The 21,835-nt window shown below is 61.1% G+C and carries 13 protein-coding genes; 6 read left to right on the plus strand and 7 right to left on the minus strand.

Annotation, left to right across the window (positions count from 1 at the left end):
- Position 1 precedes the first annotated feature (1 nt).
- Positions 2–1,132, minus strand: coding sequence for an FAD-dependent monooxygenase (locus FHW69_RS14115; RefSeq protein WP_183423724.1), 1,131 nt, complete (start codon positions 1,130–1,132; stop codon positions 2–4).
- A gap of 213 nt (positions 1,133–1,345) precedes the next feature.
- On the opposite strand from FHW69_RS14115, the gene FHW69_RS14120 reads away from it, so the two are divergent.
- A complete protein-coding gene (locus tag FHW69_RS14120) occupies positions 1,346–6,118 on the plus strand; it encodes an acyl-CoA-binding protein (RefSeq protein ID WP_183423725.1) in 4,773 nt (1,590 codons plus the stop codon).
- 18 nt (positions 6,119–6,136) lie between these two features.
- On the opposite strand, the gene FHW69_RS14125 is transcribed toward FHW69_RS14120, so the two are convergent.
- Entirely contained in the window at positions 6,137–6,919 is a 783-nt protein-coding gene (locus FHW69_RS14125) for a LytTR family DNA-binding domain-containing protein (RefSeq protein WP_183423726.1), read from the minus strand.
- The gene (locus FHW69_RS14130) at positions 6,916–8,028 is read right to left on the minus strand and encodes a histidine kinase (RefSeq protein WP_183423727.1); all 1,113 of its coding nucleotides are present in this window, start codon (positions 8,026–8,028) and stop codon (positions 6,916–6,918) included. Before FHW69_RS14130 ends, FHW69_RS14125 begins: the two co-directional genes overlap by 4 nt.
- Positions 8,029–8,199: 171 nt before the next feature.
- Between FHW69_RS14130 and FHW69_RS14135 the strand changes: the two genes are divergently transcribed.
- Positions 8,200–8,556 carry a hypothetical protein gene (locus FHW69_RS14135; protein ID WP_183423728.1) on the plus strand — a complete coding sequence of 119 codons (357 nt, stop codon included), beginning with the start codon at positions 8,200–8,202 and terminating at the stop codon, positions 8,554–8,556.
- A gap of 151 nt (positions 8,557–8,707) precedes the next feature.
- On the opposite strand, the gene FHW69_RS14140 is transcribed toward FHW69_RS14135, so the two are convergent.
- Entirely contained in the window at positions 8,708–8,989 is a 282-nt protein-coding gene (locus tag FHW69_RS14140) for a hypothetical protein (RefSeq protein WP_183423729.1), read from the minus strand.
- 283 nt (positions 8,990–9,272) lie between these two features.
- On the opposite strand from FHW69_RS14140, the gene FHW69_RS14145 reads away from it, so the two are divergent.
- The 4 genes from FHW69_RS14145 to rnk all read left to right on the plus strand — a co-directional run bounded on the left by FHW69_RS14145 (position 9,273) and on the right by rnk (position 16,252).
- Entirely contained in the window at positions 9,273–13,442 is a 4,170-nt protein-coding gene (locus tag FHW69_RS14145) for a DUF1592 domain-containing protein (RefSeq protein ID WP_183423730.1), read from the plus strand.
- 2 nt (positions 13,443–13,444) lie between these two features.
- Positions 13,445–14,809 (plus strand): DUF1552 domain-containing protein, encoded by a 1,365-nt coding sequence (locus FHW69_RS14150; protein WP_183423731.1) that lies wholly within the window; start codon positions 13,445–13,447, stop codon positions 14,807–14,809.
- A 150-nt stretch (positions 14,810–14,959) separates the two neighbouring features.
- Positions 14,960–15,670, plus strand: coding sequence for a 4'-phosphopantetheinyl transferase superfamily protein (locus FHW69_RS14155; protein ID WP_183423732.1), 711 nt, complete (start codon positions 14,960–14,962; stop codon positions 15,668–15,670).
- Positions 15,671–15,841: 171 nt separating this feature from the next.
- Positions 15,842–16,252: a nucleoside diphosphate kinase regulator gene (gene rnk / locus FHW69_RS14160; protein ID WP_183423733.1), complete on the plus strand. Its 411-nt coding sequence runs from the start codon at positions 15,842–15,844 to the stop codon at positions 16,250–16,252.
- Between the two features lie 48 nt (positions 16,253–16,300).
- On the opposite strand, the gene FHW69_RS14165 is transcribed toward rnk, so the two are convergent.
- The 3 genes from FHW69_RS14165 to FHW69_RS14175 are packed head-to-tail and all read right to left on the minus strand — an operon-like array spanning position 16,301 to position 21,764.
- Positions 16,301–19,402, minus strand: coding sequence for a CusA/CzcA family heavy metal efflux RND transporter (locus tag FHW69_RS14165; RefSeq protein WP_183423734.1), 3,102 nt, complete (start codon positions 19,400–19,402; stop codon positions 16,301–16,303).
- On the minus strand, positions 19,402–20,493 hold the full coding sequence (locus tag FHW69_RS14170) for an efflux RND transporter periplasmic adaptor subunit (protein ID WP_183423735.1): 1,092 nt from the start codon (positions 20,491–20,493) through the stop codon (positions 19,402–19,404). The genes FHW69_RS14165 and FHW69_RS14170 overlap by 1 nt, the downstream gene beginning before the upstream one ends.
- A complete protein-coding gene (locus tag FHW69_RS14175; RefSeq protein ID WP_255494810.1) occupies positions 20,490–21,764 on the minus strand; it encodes a TolC family protein in 1,275 nt (424 codons plus the stop codon). The genes FHW69_RS14170 and FHW69_RS14175 overlap by 4 nt, the downstream gene beginning before the upstream one ends.
- Positions 21,765–21,835: the final 71 nt, after the last annotated feature.

The following is a 21,835-nucleotide window of genomic DNA, read 5'->3' on the forward strand; positions in this document are numbered from 1 at the left end:
TTCAGGCCACTTCGGCCAGAAGATCACGGATGTCGATGCCGTTCTTCGAGCGGGTGAGCACCTCGTCGGGGATGTGCGTCCGCCGGGTCATGTCGACCATATCCTGGTTCATCAGCACAAACGGGCGCATGCGTTGTTCGTATTCGGCCATGGCATCCGGCAGTTGGTCGCTGTTGTGCACCAGTGCGCGGGCAAGCACGAGTGCGCCTACCAGCGCCAGGCTCGTGCCCTGCCCCGAGAACGGCGACGCGCAATGCGCCGCATCACCGGCAAGCACGACGCGTCCGCGTGACCAGGTGGGCGCGCGAATCTGGGCCAGTTCGTTGTAGTACAGCTGTGAACCGTTTTGCAGCGCCTTGATGAACTCGGGAAAGTGGCCACCGAGGCCGGCGCAACGGGCCGCAATCATTTCCTTCTGGGCCTGCACATCACCCCGCGCCATCGGTGCATCGCCCGGTGCGAAGCCGACCGAAATGCGCAATTCGGTCTGGTCAAGGTTCGGATAGATCACATAGCCCAAACCTTCTTCACGATGAATCAGCTGCCAGTCTTTCAGGCCGATGAAGTTCGGTGTCGTGAAGATGGCCAGCACCACGCCGAGACTCCTGATGACCTCGGCCTCGTGGTCGAACCACAGCTTGCGCGTCCGTGAATAAACGCCATCCGCGCCGGCCACCAGGTCAAATGACTGCTCTTCACCGCTGGCAAAAGTGACCCTGACTTCGTCGCCTTCTTCGCGCAGTGCGCTGATGCTCTGCCCATAGTGGATTTCCACCCGCTCGCTCAATGCGCCGATCAGCAGTTCGCACAGATCGTCGCGGAATATCTCGATATCGTCGCTGTCCAGACGGCCAGCGCTGTGCGTGCGCTCCTCGGTGCGCTCCAGTTCGACACCGTTGGCATCCAGAGTAGACATTCCCTTGAGCCGGGTACGCAACGCGTACACCTGGTCGTACAGGCCCATCGACCGGATCACATCCAGCGCGACGCCACGCACGTCGATCGCCTGGCCGCCCCGGCGAAACTCAGGAGCCAGCTCCACCACGGTCACGGACATGCCGGCCTTATCCAGCCAGTAAGCCAGCGCAAGGCCGGCCACGCCGGCGCCAGAGATCAGTACGTTGCGAATCATCTTTCAGCCCTCACGGAGGCGTTGACAGGGAGATAGCGGGCAGCGCCAGGGGGCTCCCGAGGCAATCTTTACGTTGTCCAGATAGCTTGGGCAGACGGCAAGCCGTTGTCAACGTTTATTTTTACATTGACAAGATTGTTGCGTGAAATACCACGAAACACCGCGCGATCTACGCCGCAGGAAGCGGTTTAACCGGGAATGGACGGGTTTCATGTGAGCGATGCCGACGATGGTCGAGCGTCGCCGCATCTGCTATTTGCTGCTGAAAGTTGTGGCCTGGAGGGTGCCATGAATGATTCGGATATCCAGTTCAGTCATGCCGCGCAAAGAGCTCTGGCCCTGACCCGTACACCAAGCCAGGCCGACAAGCTGAATCTTTACGCGTTATATAAGCAGGCAACGCTGGGCGACAACCGGGCCGGGAAGCCCGGTGCGTTCGACATGGTCGGAAAGGCCAAATGGCAAGCGTGGCTGGCGTTAGCCGGGACACCCCAAGCCGTTGCCAAAAAGCGCTACATCGCTCTGGTTGAACAACTGGATGCGCCTCCACAAAAAAACACTCAGGCCAGCGAGCGCGAGAGGGGTCATGCATCGGCGCAAAGCACGTATAAGCGCGCAGAAGTCATTACATCTTCCGATTACGCCACGCTGGTTGATTGCCTGCATGCTCGCGCCAGAGAGCTGCACCAGGAAGAAGTGTTCGCTTTTCTTGATGATCACGGTGAACTGGCCGAGCAACGAAATTATGCCGATCTGCATGGGCGAGCGTGTGCGATAGCTGCCGCCATCCAGACCTACGCCCAAAAAGGGCAGCGGATATTGCTGTTATTTGAACCGGGCCTTCATTTCAACGACGCTTTTTATGGATGTCTGTACGCCGGTACGGTGGCGGTACCGGCCTACCCTCCGGACCCTGCTCGTCTTGAGCGGACATTGCCACGCTTGCAGACCATCGTTGCCGATTCATCACCAGCGCTGGTGTTAACCAGTGCAACGATTTTGTCGTTCGCCCAGCAACTGCCTGCCGTTGCTCCTGATCTTGCGAACCTCACGTGGCTTGCTGTGGAAGACATCCTGGCGCAAGACGACTCTGGGATGCATGGGCACTATTCGGTGTCAGCTGAAGATATTGCGCTTATCCAATACACCTCCGGCTCGACGTCTGCGCCGAAGGGCGTGGTTATCAGCCACCGCAATATCATGATCAATGCGCAGATGATGCAGCGTACTGCCAAACAGGACGCAAATCGAATTATCTTATCCTGGCTGCCGGCGTATCACGATCTTGGACTGATGTGCAACGTAGTGCTGCCCGTCGCCGCAGGTGCCCGTTCCATTGTGATGTCGCCCCTCGTTTTTTTGAAAGATCCTTCCTTGTGGCTCTCGTCAGTCCATCGTTACCGTGCCACCGACACAGCCGCACCCAACTTTGCACTCGATCTGTGTGTTCAGAAGGTTGACGACAGAAACCGTAGAGATCTGGATCTGCATTGCCTCAAGGTCTGCCTTATAGGGGCCGAGCCTCTGCGATACGCCACTATCGAACGTTTTCTGCATGCCTATGAGCCATACGGCCTGTCCAGGGAATGCCTGATGTCCGGGTATGGTCTTGCTGAAGCCGTCGTGGGGGTCACTTGCAGATCGTCGGATGATCTGTGGCAAACCGCTTTTGTCGATACCGCGGCACTTGCGCAAAAACGCGTCGTTTTCGTCGATCAAAAACATACCAATGCTCAACCGTTGATAGCCTGCGGTAAACCGATGAAGGCCGTCTCGTTGAGCATCGTCAACCCTGCCACCTGTGAACTGTGCAGCGAAGACGAAATTGGGGAACTATGGATCAGGGGTCCCCAGGTGTCGCCAGGATATTGGCGGCGCGAGGAAGAAAGCACTTATGCATTCAAGGCACATCTGGCAAAGAGCAATGATGAAGACTGGCTGCGCACGGGCGACCTTGGCTTTATAAAGGACGGATACCTTTACGTCACAGGAAGAATGAAGGACGTCATCATTGTGCGGGGTCGCAATTATTATCCACAGGATATCGAAGCGACCGTTGAATCAAGTCACCCGCGCCTGCGTCAGGGTGCCGTGATTGCCTTTGGTGTTGAGCAACATGATACGGAATGCGTTGTGATCGTGGCTGAAATGGATACACGCTATCTCTCAGGCGATCAGCAAGAAACGCATGACACGGTGGTAAGCGCCATTCGTAACGCAGTAAGCGCTACGCACGGGATTTCACTACACGATGTTGTGCTTCTGGAAGTAAAAACCATTGACAAAACATCCAGTGGAAAACTGGCACGTCAGGTTTGTAAGAAACGATACCTTGGCAAGGCACTCGATACCGCGCTAACTCAGCAGTACGAGGACTCGCTGCCGGTTGTCGCGACAGAAACGCGAAGATCCTCGCGGGACGCCTCCGTTGCCACCCCGCCTGCCGCTGACGCAATACGTGGCGCGGCATCTTCGCAACGTCGGCAACTGCTGATTGCCTACCTTGAAAAGGAGATAGCTCACATCACAAATACAACGCCAGGAAGAGAGCTAACACCCGATTTCAAGCTCGATGAGCTAGGACTTGATTCGCTCAGGGCGATGGAGTTGATCGGGCATGTCGAGCGCAACCTGGGAATAAAGGTTTCCACCAGCACATTTTTTACCTCCCCTACCCTCGGCGTACTGGTGGAGCGGTTGCTTGAACTGATGGATCTGAATCAGGCGGCCACGGACATCGCCATCGAGCCCACTGTTCCAGCAGGAACACCCGGTGCGTGGCCAGACCGGTCGCCATTGGCAAGTGCAGGACTGACGCAAGCCGTCGTCTTTCGTGACATAGCGATTCCCAGGCCTGTGTTTTTTGTGGGCGGCCTCGGAGGCATCGTGACGTATCTGGCGGATCTGGTCAGTGCATGGGGCGATACGCGCCCCTTCGTCGCTTTCCAGGCCGTAGGCATTGATGGCGCAGAGCCGGCGTTGGGCTCGGTCGAAGAAATGGCGCGCCGCTATCTTGGCGAAATCAAGGCCATCCAGCCTCACGGACCCTACGTATTGATGGGCCACTCCTTTGGTGGTCTGGTCGCTTATGACATGGCGCAGCACCTTGCTGAGAACGGTGAGCAGGTGGAGCACCTGTTTCTCATCGACACCAGCACAGTGGAGAACGATGTATCAGATCCAGCGCCCGACAACGCCCCTTCCGAGCGATCTCTGGCGATGTATGAACTCGGTCACACATACAGCCGAGTAACAGGGAAGAGTAGCCAGAGCGGTACGCGGGAGCGATACGTCTCCATGAGTGAGACAGACCAGCACAACTGGTTATCTGTGACACTGGGTAACGAGGCGGGCAATGCGCCGTCATCCGTGATAACCCATCTCATGGACGTTTATACCTGCGGCTTTGCGGCGATGACGCAGTATCGACCGCGCCCTTATAGGGGGAGCGTCACCTTGCTTCGCGCGGAAGGTGGCTTTCCCGAAGAGTCACTTCATCCTTCCCGAAAATTACGCACGCATTTCGGCGAGCCTTCGCTTGGCTGGCAACGACTTTGCCCGGCGCTTCAGGTCATTCCGATCCCTGGCGATCATTTTTCCATCGTCTTGCACCCCCATGCTGCCAGGCTTGCTTCTGCGATGAAGGAACAACTGAAGCATCCGGCGCAACTTGGCATTTCATTAGATCATCTGATTGCGGGAAAGCCGGTTAAGCCGTTCGGTCGGCCGATCACGGTTTCACGTAATGGCATACGTTTTGACCCGCTACACCCCATGATGCTGGATGACCCTTATCCGATTCTTCATCAGCTCAGAAAGCATGCGCCGCTTTATCGCGATGCCACGCTGGCCTGGTGGGTAACCCGATATGACGATGTTTCTGCGGGCCTGCGCGACAAGCGGTTTTCCCCGGACAGCCGACTTGCCGCTGATGCGGAGCACAATAGCTGGGAATTGGCACATACAGCCACCAAGCGATCGCTGATGAGTGCATGGACTCGCCAGATGGAGCGGCCGTTGATTTCGCTTCTGAATGAATTCATGGTTCTTAACGATCCACCCAAACATCAAAAATTGCGGCGATTCTTCTCCGTGGCATTCGAGCCGTCGAATCTGTCCCGAATGAAGGACGGCATAGACCGGCGCGTCGATGCCCTGGTTGCGGATCTTCGCCTGCGTCGTGATCCGGATATTGTGCGGGACTTTGCGCTGAAGTTGCCGCTGGGTGTCGTCTCGGAACTGCTGGGCATCCCACCGCAGGATACGTTCATTCTCCAGGCATGGGGAGAGCAGCTGGTTCTGTCTCTTGACCCTACGCTATCCATCTTTACGGCCCAGCATTGCGACGAGTCCGCCGTGGATTTCATGCGATATATGCATGACCACATTGACAAGCGGCGACAGAAACCGCCTCAGGATGACGTGTTGGGAATTTTGCTCGAAGCCCATAAGACCTCATCCCTTTCCACGGATGAATTTGTAGCCAATTGCATATTTTTGTTCATAGCCGCTTTTGAGACGACGGCAAGCGTTATAAGCAGCGGTGTTCTTGCACTGTTGCGTCATCCGGACCAATGGCAACTTTTGCGCGAACACCCCGAGCTTGCAGAAAATGCCGTGGATGAGTTCCTTCGTTACGAAGGTTCATTCCGGCTTATCGTACGTACGGCATTGGAGGACGTAGATATGCGCGGAGCGCGCATCCAGCGCGGCGACAGCGTATTTTTCGTGGTGTCGGCGGCCAACAGGGACCCGGAAGCTTTTCCCGACCCAGACAGGCTTGACGTGACCCGCAATGCGAAACATCACGTCGCGTTTGCGCACGGCATCCACTATTGCGTGGGAGCGTCCCTGGCAAAGATGGAAATTCAAAGCGCCATCTCCGCGCTTGTTCGTCAAGACTTTTCGCTGGTTCCTGGAGGGATTGCCTGGCGTAACAGCATGACATTTCGCCGTCTGGAGCGGCTTCCCATTCGATTCAACTAGCCCTGTGAGAAGCGCGCTCTACGCCGCCGGGCCACTCCGGGGCGATACCAGCTTCAGGAGCGCTTCGTGCTGATAGCGGCTCATGCGAAGTTGCTGGCCGGTGTCCATGGTGATGACGTGGTAGCCGTTGAACCACGGATGGATGGTTTTCACGCGAGCGATGTTGACGATGGCCGAGCGGTGGACGCGCGCAAACCGCTTCGGGTCCAGCCGCTCTCCCAGAGCGGTCATGGTCTCGCGCAGCGAGTGCACCTGTTTTTCGGTATGAATGTCGACGCTGTTTCCGTTGGCCTTGATCCAGACGATGTCGGTCACGTCCACAAAGGTGATCTGTTCGTTCGTGCGCACAGGCAAGCGGGACACATAGTCCTCGCGCCGGCGAAGCGATTCCAGCACCTGCTGGATGGCGGCGATGTCGTGTGACGGGGTGCTGGCGACACTGAGCCGCTTGCGGACCCGTGCCAGGGTTTCGACAAAACGGTTCTGACTGAACGGTTTGACCAGATAGTCAACGGCGTTGGCCTCGAAGGCGCGAACGGCATATTGCTCGAATGCTGTAACGAATACAGTCGCGGGCATCCTGGCTGCGCCAATGGTCGCCACGACGTCCATACCGTTCATGGCCGGCATCTGGATATCCAGAAACACGAGGGCCGGCGACTGGGCGCGAATGGCTTCCACAGCGGACTGGCCGTCGCCGCACTCACCGATCAGTTCCATGTCGGGCTGGTCGCGCAGCAGGCGGACAATCGCGCGCCGTGCCAGGGGCTCGTCGTCCACGACGAGAACAGGAATAGTCATGTGTTGACGATCTCCGGTGAATCGTCCAGTTCGCTCATGTTTCGCAACGGCAGGCGGATGCGGCAAGCCACGCCTTCGGGCCAGGTGACGTCAAGGCGCACCTGCCCCAGATCGCCGTACAGCTCCTGCAATCGAAGACGCGTGTTGGTCAGGCCCACACGATGGCCTCTGCGGCCGGAGCCTTCGCCTTCCAGTGAACTATTGCGGTTGCGCACCTCGATACACAGGCTGTCGCCGTCGCGGCGCGCCTCCACTTCCACGCAGTCCGGCCCTACCCGCTCGCTGATGCCATGCTGGATCGCATTCTCCACGATGGGCTGAAGAATCAGGCTGGGCACCGCGCAATCGAGCACGTCCGGCGCGATATAGATGCGCGTTGTCAGCCGATCCTTGAAGCGCATCTGCTGAATGCCCAGATACAGATCCAGCAGCACGAGCTCACGCCTGAGTGGAATCTCCTGGCCGTCGTAGTCTTCCAGAAACGCGCGCAGAAGGTCGCTGAGGCGAAGCAGCATGTCTTCTGCGGACAGCGCATCCTCCTTCAGAAGCGTGGCAATGGCATGCAGGGTGTTGAAGAGAAAATGCGGCTGAAGCTGCGATTTCAGCGCCTGCAATCGCGATTGCACAAGCTCCGTCGCCATGCGGCTGGCCTCTATCTCCCTGCGGGTTTTCTCCGCATGGAACTGAAGCGCCTGCGCAATGGCGAAGAGCGAACCGTACGTGAGCATGCCTGTCGCAAAATGCTGGCCCATGAACTGCCGAAGTTGTTCAGCAAGCGACGACGGTTCGAAGATCGTCGACACCACCGCGCCGATGAAGATAGAAAGCAAGGTTATTGCGACGCCGGCAGCAAGCGGTGCCCGCAGCTGCCGGAACGTGACGCCAGACTGGAGGGGATAGCGCGCTGCAAGGCGGAAAACCAGGGGTGCGAGTGCCGCCCACGTGTACCACTGGATCATCGACCAGCGCAGATAATCGACGGCGTGCCAACCCATGCCCGTCAGCTTGTCCTGAAGGTGGCGCTGAAACGCAAAGACCACGACCACCAGCGTCCACAGGCCGATGTAACGGGCGAGGCCAATGTCCGTGGAGCCGAGTCGAACCTTCATAGCAGCCACCGGGCAGGAAATTCAGCCTCATCTTAGGGTCTGCGGCGGCAGTGTTGAAGCATGACCTGTGGGGATGACGATTCATCACGCCCGCACGACGATTCATCCCAAAACCGTGGCTGCGCACGGTGACATGACGCTCCATGAGCTACCTCACACAGGAGCTCCGCCATGTATCGCGCCGTTTTTGCCTGCCTCGCCTTCGTCGCCGTGACGCCGGCTGCCCATGCCTTTGCCGCCCAGACGGACAGCCGTGAACCCGCGCGCATCTTCACCGTGGTCAACACCAGTTTCGACAGCGTGGTTGCGCTTGCCTTCGCCCCGGCTGGAAGCGAGGCATTCGAGGAGGTGGCGCTAGGCGAGCCATTGCACGGCGGCCTGACCTCGGCAGCTGTGGAGGTTCCCGTGGGCGCTTGCATGCGCGATGTGCGTGCCACGTTCCGCAATGGGAAAACCTACGTTTTCCCCGCCGTCGACGTCTGCCGGAACCGGCAGCTGCGGCTAAGCGCGAAGAGTCAGGGAGGCTGATCGACCAGGGCGCGCTGGCGCAGTCCGATGCAGTTGCCCCAGGGGTCACGTACCTGGCAGATGATGTCGTGGTCATCCAGAGCCAGGGGGCCACGGTACAGATCAGCGCCGAGGGAGGTCAGCTCGCTCTCACGATGTGAGGGTGCGCTGCTTATGATGTGTATGCCGGTGGCGAGCCCACAATCCTGATTTCACCCGCCAGATGATTCGCCATGTCGTCAATGGTGGAGTACTCCAGCCACAGCAGCGGATCGACCTCAAAGTCGAGCCAGCCCGACAGGTCCCGGGTCAACGTCTCGATGCATGCCGCGTCCAGTCGAAGGCTGTTGACCGGAACATTCCCTGCCACACGCATCGGGGACACATCCAGCGCAATAGCCACAAGATCCACGATGCGCGACCGGATCAATTCACGTGTTCTCGCGTCGATCATGTCGCACCCTCACACGTGGTCAGGGTGTCACTGTCCTCATCCTCGCCAGGGCCGGCCAGTCAGCCATTGGGCGTAGGAGAAAAATGCCTTTATGGCCGAAACATTGCTAGCGATTTCGCGCATGGCTCTCGCACACAAGAACATGCGCGTTTGCGGCCTCGCCTACGTCCATTGAGGTAGGCGGAATCCTACAGACTCCCGAGCATTCCTCTTGCAACATCGGACCCGCAAGGCACTGTGCTGCGCGTCACTCCATAGCCATCCTGCGGGGAGCCAAGGGGACATGAAAGCGCCTATCGTTGTTGCGTGGGTCGTTCTGGCTGTCGGCGCACTTGCCGGCATGGCATCGTGCTCGCGCAACGAAAGCGGATCGTCGCCGACCGCCGCAGCACCCTCGGCAAAAGCAGGCGGGAAGTCACCCCGTCTGGCTTGTACGGCTCCCGAATACGACCCCACCACGCACTATCAGGCCGGCCAGGAGGCGCAGAACGTCGGCAAGCTCTTCCAGTGCTGGAAGGACGAAGAGGCGCCGCTGGGGCCAGGCAGCTGGGCATGGTGCTCGCAGCCGTCGTATGTGCCGGGCGTTCCGTCTCCCTCCGGAGCCATTATCTGGCCGGACGCATGGAAGGATCTGGGCGAATGCGGCCCCACGTTCGAAGGCAACCGGCTCACCATCGAGGCCGGCTCGATCCAGTCGGAAAACCTGAGCGCGCCCCGCGAAACGGGCCACCCTGAAAACGTGAGTGGCGTGCTTCGCTGCGAAGGCGAAGAGCACCCCTTCACTGCCAAGTGGGGTGATCCGATCCATATCGACAAGCTGAAGAAGTGCAACTACTCGCTGGTGATGAACGCCGGCGAGGGCTACACGCCGATGAACACGCCCGTCATGGTGCCGTTCACCGACGACGCTGCGCAGGAAATCAAGCAGGCCGTGACGTATCGCCGGTCGTTTGACCTGGCCACGCTGAGCCCGTTGCCCGGCGTGAAGGTGGAACTCTATGCGCAGGGCCTGTTGCAGCCCAGGCAAATGGCGCTGGGCAAGAACACGCTGTTTGTGGGATCGAGCTGGCTGTCGGTTTACGCGACCCCCATCGCCAACATGGTGTACGCGCTGCCGCTGGATGCTTCACACAAGCCGACCGCCGCGCACGTGGTGGCACATGATCAGCTGGAACCGCATGGCGTGGCGTTTCATGATGGCGCGCTGTATTTCACCACGTCCACAGACGTGTGGCGCGTGAACGACGCCGAATCGTCTCTCGACAGCGCGAAGGCGGAAAAGGTGCTGACGCTGCCACCCGGCGGCACGCTTTCGCCCCTTCCGCCACCGGTCGGTGAAGACATCGACTGGCACTACTGGCATCAGAAGCATCCGATCCATTTCAATCCGTACGACCCGGCGGACAAGGGGCTTTACATCGCCGTTGGCAGGCCCTGCAACGTCTGCATGATGCCGAAGGACCCAGACTACGGCACGCTTCTGCGCTACGACCTGGACACGAAAAAAGCGACCATCCTCGCCAGTGGCGTGCGCAATGCATCGGGCTTTGACTGGAATCCGCGGACGCACGAAATCTGGTTTGACGACAACAATCGCCAGGGGTTCGCCAATTCCGAAGAGGTCAATCGCCTTGCCGTACAGGGAGCGCATTTTGGTGCCCCGTATGTGTTCGCACGCAACGTGATCGGCTTCACGGATGCCGAGTACGCAGACCCCAAGACGGCCAACGGTGGCCTGTTCCTGCCCGACATGATCCTGTCGGACATCCCTCGCGACAAAATTGATCCCAGCAAGTACACGCCGCCGGCTTACGAGGCGGCCAGCAATGCAGCGCCTATCGGTGTTGCCTTCTGGGATGGCTATCCCACACCGGCGGGTGCCGAGCACCTGATCGTGGCGCTGCATGCCTTCGGCAGCACGGAAGATCCGGGGCTCAAGCTCAGCATGCTGACCATCAAGGACAACAAGGTCATCCAGGAGATCGCACTGGTCGATGGCTGGCTGCATGATCGTGCACAGACCGATGCGTTCTGCCTGCATGGTTGCACCGGCCGACCCACTGACCTCCTGGTGCTTCCGGACAAGAGCCTGCTGGTCAGCGACGATGTGGCCGGCCTGATCTATCGCATCACCTATGACGCGGCAGGCGTTGCCGATTCCACGCTGTCACTGACGTCAGTGCCAGCGCCTGCGCCGGATGTTGCCGATGCCATGATCAGTGGCGTGCTGGTCGATGCCAGGGGCCATGCGCGCAATTTCCATGTTGCGTGGGATGCCCCCGCGCTGGAACTGAAGGGCCTGCCGTACGGCGATTACGAGGTTCGTCTCAACGACGTGGGCAACTGGATCCCGGTAAAGCGCACGACGAAAGTCACGCTATCGGCGGAAGGCAAAGCCCAGACGGTCGCCCTCGCCTACCACGAGCGCCCCGAACACATCGCGGTGAAGATGACGATTCACGCGCCGCCGAAGCCGGCCACCGTCACCGACGCGGCCTGGGTGGTAACGGTCAAGACCGTGGCCACGGGTGCGAAGCAGACCGTGTCCGTGCCGTGGGGCGGCAACGCGGTGCATACGCTGGACTACGGCAAATACCAGATCGTGTATCCGTACTTCAAGAACGACATGCCCCGTCCGGCGTTGAACGACGTGAACGTCAACGAGGAAACCGAAGACTTCGCGCTCGCCCCCATGGCCTACAGTCACACCGATGACCTCGGGCAGGCCGTGTTGTCGGAAGTCTGCGCGCAGTGCCATACACGCGCATTCTTCGACACGCCGACCAAGGCACACACCTGGGGTAACGCGACGCCGGAAGCCTGGTTCACTCAGATCCAGACCATGCCGTTCTCCGGTACGCACTGCGATGCAACCTGCTCCGCTGCCGTGGGGTCGTACCTGAAGACTCACGTCTGGGATGCCTATCTCAATCCTGGCGAGGCGTTCGGCAAGCGTCAGCTGCGTCAACTCACCCGGCTGGAGTACGCCAACACCATCAACGACCTGTTCGGCATCAAGATCGACGTGGGTACCTTGCCCGCCGACAAGCTGGACAAGACGTTCAAATATCCCGGTGAGGCGGAGCTGGGCATCCTGTTGCCCGAAGACGTCGTGAGCTACTACAACACGGCGCGCGCCATCGCCGAACAGGTCAAGCCGGCCAGGCTGGGCTACCACACGCGTGCCGATGCGGACAAAGTCGTGGCTGACCTCGGCTTCAAAGTGTTCCGGCGGCCGCTGACGGCAGAGGAGCAGACCAGGTATCGCGCGATCCTCAATGAAGATGGCTCAGAGGGCTTGCACGATCTTGTGGCCAGCATGCTTCTCTCGCCGCACTTCCTGTACCGGTCGGAGCTTGGCGCCAACACGGGAACCGCGCCAAAGGCGGGCGAGATCTACAAGCTGACGCCTTACGAACTGGCTACCGCGCTTTCGTATACGTTCCTGGGTACCACGCCCAGTGTCGAACTGCTGCACAAAGCAGAACAGGGCTTGCTGGACACGCCGCAGCAGGTGGGCGACGAAGCCATGGCGATGGTTCGCACGGAACGCGGCATCGAGCAGTTCCACCAGTTCATCGAGTTCTATACAAGGACGATGAAGGGTGTGCAGGTCAAGCCACAGGTGGATCTGACGCAGCCGATCATCGACGCCATGGCCGAAGAGCAGTACCAGTTTGCCCGTCATGTGCTGCTGGACGACAAGGACACCGTCAATGAGCTGTTCAACCCCGGCTACACGTACCTGAATCAGGTCCTCGCACAGCACTACGGCATCGCGGGTATCACGGGCCCCGAAATGCGCCTGGTTCCCGTGGACGACAAGCGTGGCGGTCTGCTGCACCAGGGCCTTACCCTGGCGGCCACGTCAGACGTGGTAGCCACCTCGCTCGTCAAGCGCGGCATCATGATTCGCGAGCAGTTCTTCTGTCACGAATTCGGGGCGCCTGTCGAAGCCTCGCCGGAGCCCCCGAATTTCCCGGAGCGGGCGTTCTCAGCGCGTGAGTACTGGGATCTGGTCAACGGCGAACATGCGTCCGGAGGAAGGTGCTGGAGGTGCCATCAGTTCATGAATGACACCGGCAGTTCCATGGAGCATTACGACGCCGCCGGGCGCTATCGCACCGAAGCGAAAGCGTACAACTACGACACGCACCCGGAAATGCTTCCCGTGAATTCGGCCGGTCCTCTCCGCGACGACACCGGCATGGGCGACTGGGCGCAGATACAGGACGTGCGTGGCATCTCCGCGCTCATTCCCACCAATGAGACCGCGCTCCGTTGCCTGGCGGACAGCTATTTCCGCTATGCCTTCGGCACCCGCGCAGACGCCAACTCGGCGGCGACCGTGAAGGATGCAGCCGAAATCCTGAAAACCAACGGCTCCATTCGCGAGATGCTGCGCAGCCTCGCTACCACCCATGCACTTCTCTACAAGAAAGAGGGGCAATGATCATGGACATCCTGAAAAGTCGCCGGCGATTCCTTGCAGGCCTTGCCGCTGCCGGCGTTCTCGCTCCGCTGAGTGCCAGTGCGCTGGCTCGCATGGTGATGGCGCCAGAGCGCGAACAAGCTCTGCTCAAGATCGTTCTGTTCGTGGTCCCCGATGGCGTCGCCGTAGATTCATTCAACGGAGGCGGGTTCGGCGACGGAAAGGGCTTGTGGCATCCTCTGGCGCAAGGTGTGGACACGACCGATTTCATACTCCAGGACGTGAGCAAGGAACTGGAGGTCTATCGCAATCAGTCCCTGTATATCCGAGGCACGATGGTGGGTGCGGGAAATGTCGGACACGACGAATGGCATCGCGTCCTTCGCGATAACGCTGCCTCGATGTCGTCCATCGACATGATTCTCAGCCAGGCGATGGTCGGCGACAATCCTGCACATCGCGCCATCTATTCAGGTCCGCACGCTGGCACCGACGACACTCATTGGAATGTGTCCTGGAACGACAACATCATGCGCATGCCGCAGCAGGACCCGTATGCGCTGTTTGAGTCGGTGTTCGGCAAAGCTGCCACGGCTGGCGGCAGATCGACCCGAAGTGGGAATCTGCTTGACCAGTCCTTGGTGGACATCCAGCAGCTTGTGGACGTGACACGTGGCGCGCAGCGCGAGCGGCTGCTCACCACACTGGACTCCATCAAGAAGACGCATGACGACCTCGGGCAAGTCAAACCGCCACCGCCCGAATGCGGCGAGGGGCGGCCTGAACAGCTGGACTATAAAGCCGCAAAATATCGCACCCAGACTCAGGCGAATCACCACACGGTCGTCGCCACGATCCTCGCATGCCGCATCAGTCGCGTCGCCACCATCCAGGTTGGCCGCTCGGCTGAATCGCTCAACATTCTCGACGTCACAGACCTCAAGAATCCCCACGAGTGCGCACACCGTACTGCCGGCGAGGAGGCGTGGCGTGGAACGCGTCAATGGTACGTACGTCAGGTGAAAAACTTTCTGGATGAACTGGCGCGCCATCCTGACCCGGACGTTCCTGGCGACAATCTGTTGAAGCACACCCTGGTAATCGTGACCAGCGAAATGGCAGACGGCGCACCGGAGCACACCATCGACATGCCGTTGGTGATGCTGGGGGGCGCATCGGGTCTGCTGCAAAGCGGCGATGGGAAAGGGCGCTATCTCAATGTCGTCTCCCAGGCCGACCGGACGCACCATACCGGCAATCCGGTGATCGGCAACAAGTTTGTCGACATGCAGCGCATCTGGGCCACGGTGGCCAAGATGGCTGGCACGTCTGTGCCCTATGGCGGCAATGTTGAACCGGTGACCGGAATTTTCACCAACGTGACCTGAGCAGTGCCGGGATGCTGCGGGCGGGGGCTTGTCTTGAGGCAAGCCCCCATGCAGCAGAAAGATGGGAGACAATGACGCCGGTCCTTTCACTGGATGTCCGGCCATGTCGCGCGCCATCAACATCTCGTTTGCCGCACCGGGTTCACCCACGTGGCTATAACCCGGCAGTGGAAGCGCTTTCTCCCGTGGCCCGATGTCGATTTGCCACCGGCCATCCTGTTCGAGTTCGGCTACGACACCTTCTCCCTCGCCGAATTCGGGCAGCACAATATCGCCATGCCCGAAAGCCTGAAACGCGCCGTCAGCAAGCGGCAGGCGGAATATCTGTACGGCCGCGTCGCTGCTGCGCAGGCACTGGCCATACTCGACGTGCCACCGGCCGACATCGGCTCCGGTCCTGCGCGTGAACCGCTCTGGCCGCCAGGCGTCATCGGCAGCATCACGCACACGCACCGTTTCGCAGCTGCCATCGCCGTGGCCAGCAGTCAATGCACCGGTATCGGCATGGACATCGAACATCTGGTCACGCCCGATGCGGCGCAGTCCATCGAAAGCACCGTGCTCAACACCTCCGAACGCGCACTTCTTGATGGCTGGGGAAGCACGCTCCCCTACAACACGTTGCTCACCGTCGCTTTCTCGGCCAAAGAAAGTTTCTACAAGGCGACCTTCGCCACCGTGGGCAGCTATTTCGACTTTCATGCCGTAACACTGACCGCCCTGAACCCCTCCGCTGGCACGCTGGAGCTGACGGTAGATCGCACGCTTGCTCCTGCGATTCCCAAAGACCGTCGTTTCGTCGCCGCGTTTGAATTCATCGACGAGGATGCCGTCCTCACCAGTGTTCTCTGGCAGGCATAGCGCCATTGCTGCGACGCAGCATGCCAAGCCCTGAGGGGCGCCGTACGATGGCAGGACGGACACGCGATGCGCCTGCTCCGATTCCCCCTCACATCATTCACGCCGGCGCCCCGCGCTGGCGACAAGGCACGCGCCCACTCACCGGGCACGTGCTTCGCACAAGGAGTCAACATGGACAAGCAACCTGCGCTGATCATCTCCGACCTGGACTACGGTCGCATTGATGCGCTTCTGGAAAACATGTCCGCAGCGGATGCCGCGCGCCACGACCGCCTGCGCCAGGAAATCGAGCGTGCCACGCTCGTGCCCACGGAGGACATGCCTGCCGATGTCGTGACGATGAATTCGACGGTCACCTTTGAAGAAGTCGCCACCGGCGAGAAGCACACGCGCACGCTGGTGTATCCGCGTACGGACGGACGCCCGGACCATCTGTCGATCCTGACGCCGGTCGGCTCCGCCTTGCTGGGTCTGCAAGTGGGCGGCCACATCCATTGGCCGACGCCTGATGGCACAGTGCGCGATCTGCGCGTTCTTCAAATCCACTATCAGCCGGAAGCCGCAGGTGACCTGCACCGCTGAAGATCGGCATGCGCCGGGTGAGAGCCACGCTCTCACCCGGCAACATTCTTACCCGCGTGGCCTGCGGCGCCGCTCCATCCACTCGTAAAGCACCGGCAAGAGCACCAGCGTCAGCAGCGTGGACGTGATGAGGCCTCCCACCACCACTGTCGCCAGCGGACGCTGAGTTTCCGCACCCACGCCCGATGAAAGCAACATCGGCAGCAACCCCAGAATCGCCACGCTGGCCGTCATCAGCACCGGCCGCAGGCGCAGCGCCGTTCCTCGGACCACCGCATCCCGCACGCCCTGCCCGGCTCGTTGCTGCTCATTGAGCACACTGACCAGCACGATGCCGTTCAACATTGCCACGCCAAATACGGCAATGAAACCGATGGCCGATGGCACCGACAGATACTGTCCGGTAACGAACAGCGCCACGATGCCGCCGATCACCGCAAAAGGCACATTGGCCAGAATCAGCACGGCGTAACGCACCGAATGGAACGCTGTGTAAAGCAGCAGGAAGATGAAGAAGATGGTGACCGGCACGATCACGGCCAGCCGCTTCAGGGCGCGCTGCTGGTTCTCGAACGCACCACCCCATTCCACGTAATACCCTGACGGCAGTGGCACCGCCTGGGCGATCTTCGCGTTGGCCTCGCGCACGAAGCCGTCAATGTCGCGGTCGCGGACGTCCATCTGGATCACCGCATAGCGTTGCAACTGCTCGCGCCGGATAAACGAGTAGCCATCGGCCACGCTCACCTTCGCCACCTGATCCAGTTGAACCAGGGCACCGGTCGGCGTGGTGACCGGAATGCGCGCAATGGCGGCCAGGGATGCCTTGCTGGCGTCATCAAGCCGTACGGTGATATCGAAGCGCCTTACGCCATCGAGCAGCGTACCGACCGGCTCACCACCGATGCCGTTGCGCACCACGGTGAGGATGTCGTCAGCGTTGAGGCCGTAGCGGGCGATGGCATCGCGATCCACCTCGATGCGAATCTGTGGCTTGCCGATATTCGCTTCCAGCGACAGGTCCGCCACGCCGGGCACGCCGGCAAGCGCGTCCTTCATGCGCGCACTCAGCCGGTCCAGTTCGCCCAGATCCTCGCCGTAAATCTTCAGGGCCAGGGTGGCGCGCACACCGGAAATCAGTTCTTCGATGCGCATCTGGATGGGCTGGGTATAGCTCACCACGGCCGTCGGCAGCATGTCGCTCAGCGTCGTCTGCATCTGCTCTTCGATGCTTTCCAGCGTGACGCCCTTGCGCCACTGGTCGGAAGGCTTCAGCGGCGTGTAGACCTCCATGTAGTTCACATCGGCCGTCTCGCCCTTTTCCGCGCGTCCGATCATGGCCAGCGTGGTTTCCACTTCCGGGAAAGTCTCCTTGATCCGGCGGGCAACCTGATGCGACAGGTTGATCGACTCATCCAGTGACGCCGATGGAATGGAAGTAATCCGCCACATGATGGCGCCTTCCCGAAGGTTTGGCATGAACTCCTTGCCGAGAAACGGGAACAGCGCCACGCTGCCCAGCAGCGCAGCCGCCGCCATGCCGATCACGGCCCGGCGATGTGACAGCGACCAGCCCAGCACTCGCCCATAACCGCGCTTCAACCAGGCCATCATGCGTGTGTCGCGCTCAACGCCCGGCTTGAGGATAAGCGCTGCCAGCACGGGCACCAGCGTGAGGGCGAGAAGCAGCGATCCGGCCATCGCAAAGCTGATGTTGAAAGCCATCGGCTTGAACATCTTGCCCTCCAGTCCTTCAAGACTGAAAAGCGGCAGGAAGACCACGATGATGATGAGGATGGCGAAGGCCATGGGGCTGGCCACTTCGCGCGCCGCCTCAAGCACGGCTGCGGTCTTGTCTACGGTGCCGTCAGGGGCGCGGCGCTCGGCCATGATGCGGAATGCGTTCTCCACCATCACCACGGCGCCGTCGACCATCATGCCGATGCCGATGGCCAGGCCGGCCAGCGACATGAGGTTGGCAGACATGCCTGCCTTTTCCATGCAGACAAAGGCGATCAGCATCGCCAGCGGTAGCGTCACCACCACGATGACCGCGCTACGCAACTCGCCCAGAAACAGGAACAGCACGATGGCGACGAGGATCGAGCCTTCGATCAGCGCGCGCACCGCCGTGCCCACAGCGGCGTTGACCAGATCGGTGCGCTCATACACCGGCCGGATGGTCGTGCCATCGGGCAGCGCTTGCTTCACGACATCCAGCTTGGCCTTTACCGCATCGACCACGCTCTTCGCGTTCTCGCCAATGCGGGCAAGCGCCTGTCCCATCACAACCTCGCGACCGTCCCGCGTGACTGCGCCAGTACGTGGCGCGCCGGCTTGGGTCACGGTGGCTACGTCGCGAATGCGCAACGGCGTGCCGTCTTCGGTCTTCAAAACGATGTTGCCGATGTCGCTCGCGTTCTTCACTAATCCAAGGCCACGCACCAGATACTGCTCGCGCCCCACGTCGATGAAGTTGCCGCCGACCTGCGCGTTGTTCGCCTCCAGCGCCTGCATCACCTCCCTGAAACCCAGCTGATGGGCGATGAGACGGAGTGGATCGACCTTCACCTGATATTGCTTCTGCTGGCCGCCCCACGACGTGACGTCGTCGACGCCGGCCGCCGTGCGCAGGATCACGCGCACGCTCCAGTCCTGCAGCGTGCGCAGGTCCATGTCCGAAGGTGCATTTTTCAGCGTCTCGTCGGCGCGCTCCACGGTGTACCAGAACACCTGTCCCAGGCCCGACGTATTGGGGCCCATTTCAGGCTTGCCGTAGCCGGGCGGCAGACGGTCACCCACCTGTTGCAGGCGCTCATTCACCAGCTGCCGCGCAAAGTAGATGTCCATGTCGTCGGTGAAATACACCGATACATACGACAGCCCGAACAGGCTCACCGAACGGATCTGCTCCACCTTCGGCAAGCCTGCCAGCGCGGATTCCACAGGCGTTGTCAGCAGCCGCTCCACATCTTCCGCAGCGAGGCCCGAGGCCTCGGTGTAGACATTCACCTGAACCGGCGTGACGTCCGGAAAGGCATCCAGTGGCAGCACGCCGAGCGCGCGCACACCCAGGAACGCCACCACCGCAAACGCGATCACGACCAGCACCTTGTACTTCAGGGACACTTCCACCAGACGCTGAAGCATCAGTCGTCTCCCAACTGCGAACGCAGGATGCGTGCCTTAAGGGCAAAAGCGCCCTTGCTGACAAACGGCGCGCCTTCCTTCAGCCCCTGGCGAATCTGCGTCCATCCGTCGCGCGTGTCGCCTACCTCGACGGCCACGGGCTCGAACTGCCCCGCTTTGGCGCCGCGCACAAAGACCGTGGTCTGATTCTGCAACAGCACGATGGCCTCGGCGGGCACGGCGAGTTGCTGTGCCGTAGAGCGCGTCGCGATGCGGCTTTCCACCAATTCACCGGGATGCAGAAGATCGTCCAGGTTGGTGACCTGGATGCGCACGTCGACCAGCCGGGTCTTCTCGTCGGTCTGGTGCGAACGCTGGATCACCTTGCCCTTCAGCTCGCTGCCGTGCGCGACGACAGTCACCGCATCGCCTTCCCGGATGCGCGTTGCCCCCTCGGGCGACACCCGGGCTTCCACCCACACCGATGATTCGGCCACCAGCGTGAACAGCGTGCGGCCGGGTTCCACGCGCTCGCCGACCAGGAAAGCGTCGGTGGTCACGCGGCCTGCGTGCGGCGCAAGCAGCTCGAAGCTGCCATCGGCCGCTGCGGATCCGCGCTTCACCAGTCGGGCAATCTGGCCATCGGACAAGCCGTATGCCTTGAGTTTTGCCATCGCCTGATCGCGCTGGACCTGCGCCTCGCCATAGCGGCGCGCCGATACCGCCTGTGGACCGAGTGCGGCCACGCGCTGCCAATCCTGGCTGGCCACGATCAGTTGTCCCTGCGTTTCAGCAACCTCCACGCTGGACAGCACCACCAGTGGCGCGCCGGCCTGAACGATGTCGCCGAGTTTGGCTTTGCGCGCCACGACCTGCGAAGCCACGCGTGGCGATACCAGTACCGTGGAATACGCATCGACCCGGACTTCACCGGGCGCCTTGATCTCATCGGTGACGGCCCGGTAGCGCAGCGTGTCGACCGTGATGCCAGCCGTGGCGATGGCGGCGGCGTCCAGGGTCAGGGGGCTGCCCACCTCCGTCGCCGCCACCGGGCTGAGCAGCAGGCTCAGCGCCGCGCACAGAAGGGTCTTGCGCAAGGAATGCCTGATCATGGGTTGCTGTCCTTCGTTGTGCCGTCAATCCAGTCGTTAAGGCGGCCGGCGGCCACCAGGTAGTCGAACCACGCCTGCCAGGTCTGGTTTTCCAGGGCGACGCCCGCCAGCGATGTATCCAGGCTTTGCTTCAGCTGGACCAGATAGTCCGCGGTACTGATTTCCCCGGCTTCCCATAGACGGCCCAGCGTGGCGGTGCGCTCATCCAGCGCGTTGGCACGGCTCTGTCGGAACGCATCCAATGCGTTCCGCAGCGCGCCGTAAGTGGCCATCGCCCGGGTCACGCCCGCATCCGCGCGAAGCGCCGTAGCGAGGCGTGCCGCATTGACCGCATCGGCCTGCGCCTGCGCCGCCACCACCTCGTAACGGCCGCTGTTGAACACCGGCAAGGGAATGGAAAGGCTGACTCCCACCACGCGGTCAGTACGATTGCCGCTCTGCACGCGACCACCCGTCAGGCTGATGGTCGGGTCGGGACGGCGTGCGCGCTGTGCCGTGATGACGGCGGCATCGGCCCGATCCCCTTCGGCCCGGGCCTGAATCAACTCCGGACGCTCATCGCGCGCCAGCGCACGCCATGTGCCCGATTCGGGTGGCAAAGAACGCGGAAGATCAGGCAATCCCTTGCTGGTCTGTGCACCCATGGCGGCCAGTGCGGACAGCGCGCTGGCCTCTTCACCCTCGAGCGTGGCCTGCTGCATCTGTGCTTCGCTCAGTGCCAGCGCGCCCAGGTCGCGCTCGGGACTGCTGATATCTCCCACCCGCAGGCGCTGTGCGGCCAGTTCGTCGAACTGGCGCATCAGCGCAAGCCTGCGACGACCGAGTTCGGTCTGCTGACGAGCGAGCGTGGCCGCTGACCACGCCTTCAGCCATGCGGCCGCCACATCGCGGCGGGCCAGTGCATAGGCGGCTTCGCGGGAACGCACGCTCGCATCGGCTTCCGCCATGCGTGCCCGGCGCTTGCCTGAGAGATCCAGCGAAAGACTGGCGCCCACGGTACGCCGATTGACGTCCGCGTTCTCGCCCTCCAGTTGCAGTGACGGGTTGTACAGGGGCTGGGCCGCCGCGCTGGCGCTGGCCTGCGCCGCGCGAAGCTCCGCGCCGGCCGCCTGCACATCAGGACTGCCAGCCCATAGCTCGACAATCGCCTGTCGCAGCGCGGGAGGTGAGGCCATCGACAGCGGGATATCGCCGTGATCGGTGGATGCAGAGGCCGCGGCGGCAAAGAGCGCGCACGCAACACTCCACGGCGCAATACGCCATGAAAACATGAAGAAAATCTCCTGAAAACCAGCAACGATCAATGCCGCCGCAGGACGCGGTCAGGCATCGGACACGAGAG

It is taken from the genome of Luteibacter sp. Sphag1AF (genome assembly GCF_014192715.1).
Lineage (GTDB): Bacteria > Pseudomonadota > Gammaproteobacteria > Xanthomonadales > Rhodanobacteraceae > Luteibacter.

What these genes read in the sequence shown, in the direction of transcription:
- FHW69_RS14115 (WP_183423724.1), bottom strand. Translation starts at nt 1,132, where the DNA reads ATGATTCGCAACGTACTGATCTCTGGCGCCGGCGTGGCCGGCCTTGCG.
- FHW69_RS14125 (WP_183423726.1), bottom strand. Translation starts at nt 6,919, where the DNA reads ATGACTATTCCTGTTCTCGTCGTGGACGACGAGCCCCTGGCACGGCGC.
- FHW69_RS14130 (WP_183423727.1), bottom strand. Translation starts at nt 8,028, where the DNA reads ATGAAGGTTCGACTCGGCTCCACGGACATTGGCCTCGCCCGTTACATC.
- FHW69_RS14135 (WP_183423728.1), top strand. Translation starts at nt 8,200, where the DNA reads ATGTATCGCGCCGTTTTTGCCTGCCTCGCCTTCGTCGCCGTGACGCCG.
- FHW69_RS14140 (WP_183423729.1), bottom strand. Translation starts at nt 8,989, where the DNA reads ATGATCGACGCGAGAACACGTGAATTGATCCGGTCGCGCATCGTGGAT.
- FHW69_RS14145 (WP_183423730.1), top strand. Translation starts at nt 9,273, where the DNA reads ATGAAAGCGCCTATCGTTGTTGCGTGGGTCGTTCTGGCTGTCGGCGCA.
- FHW69_RS14150 (WP_183423731.1), top strand. Translation starts at nt 13,445, where the DNA reads ATGGACATCCTGAAAAGTCGCCGGCGATTCCTTGCAGGCCTTGCCGCT.
- rnk (WP_183423733.1), top strand. Translation starts at nt 15,842, where the DNA reads ATGGACAAGCAACCTGCGCTGATCATCTCCGACCTGGACTACGGTCGC.
- FHW69_RS14165 (WP_183423734.1), bottom strand. Translation starts at nt 19,402, where the DNA reads ATGCTTCAGCGTCTGGTGGAAGTGTCCCTGAAGTACAAGGTGCTGGTC.
- FHW69_RS14170 (WP_183423735.1), bottom strand. Translation starts at nt 20,493, where the DNA reads ATGATCAGGCATTCCTTGCGCAAGACCCTTCTGTGCGCGGCGCTGAGC.
- FHW69_RS14175 (WP_255494810.1), bottom strand. Translation starts at nt 21,764, where the DNA reads ATGTTTTCATGGCGTATTGCGCCGTGGAGTGTTGCGTGCGCGCTCTTT.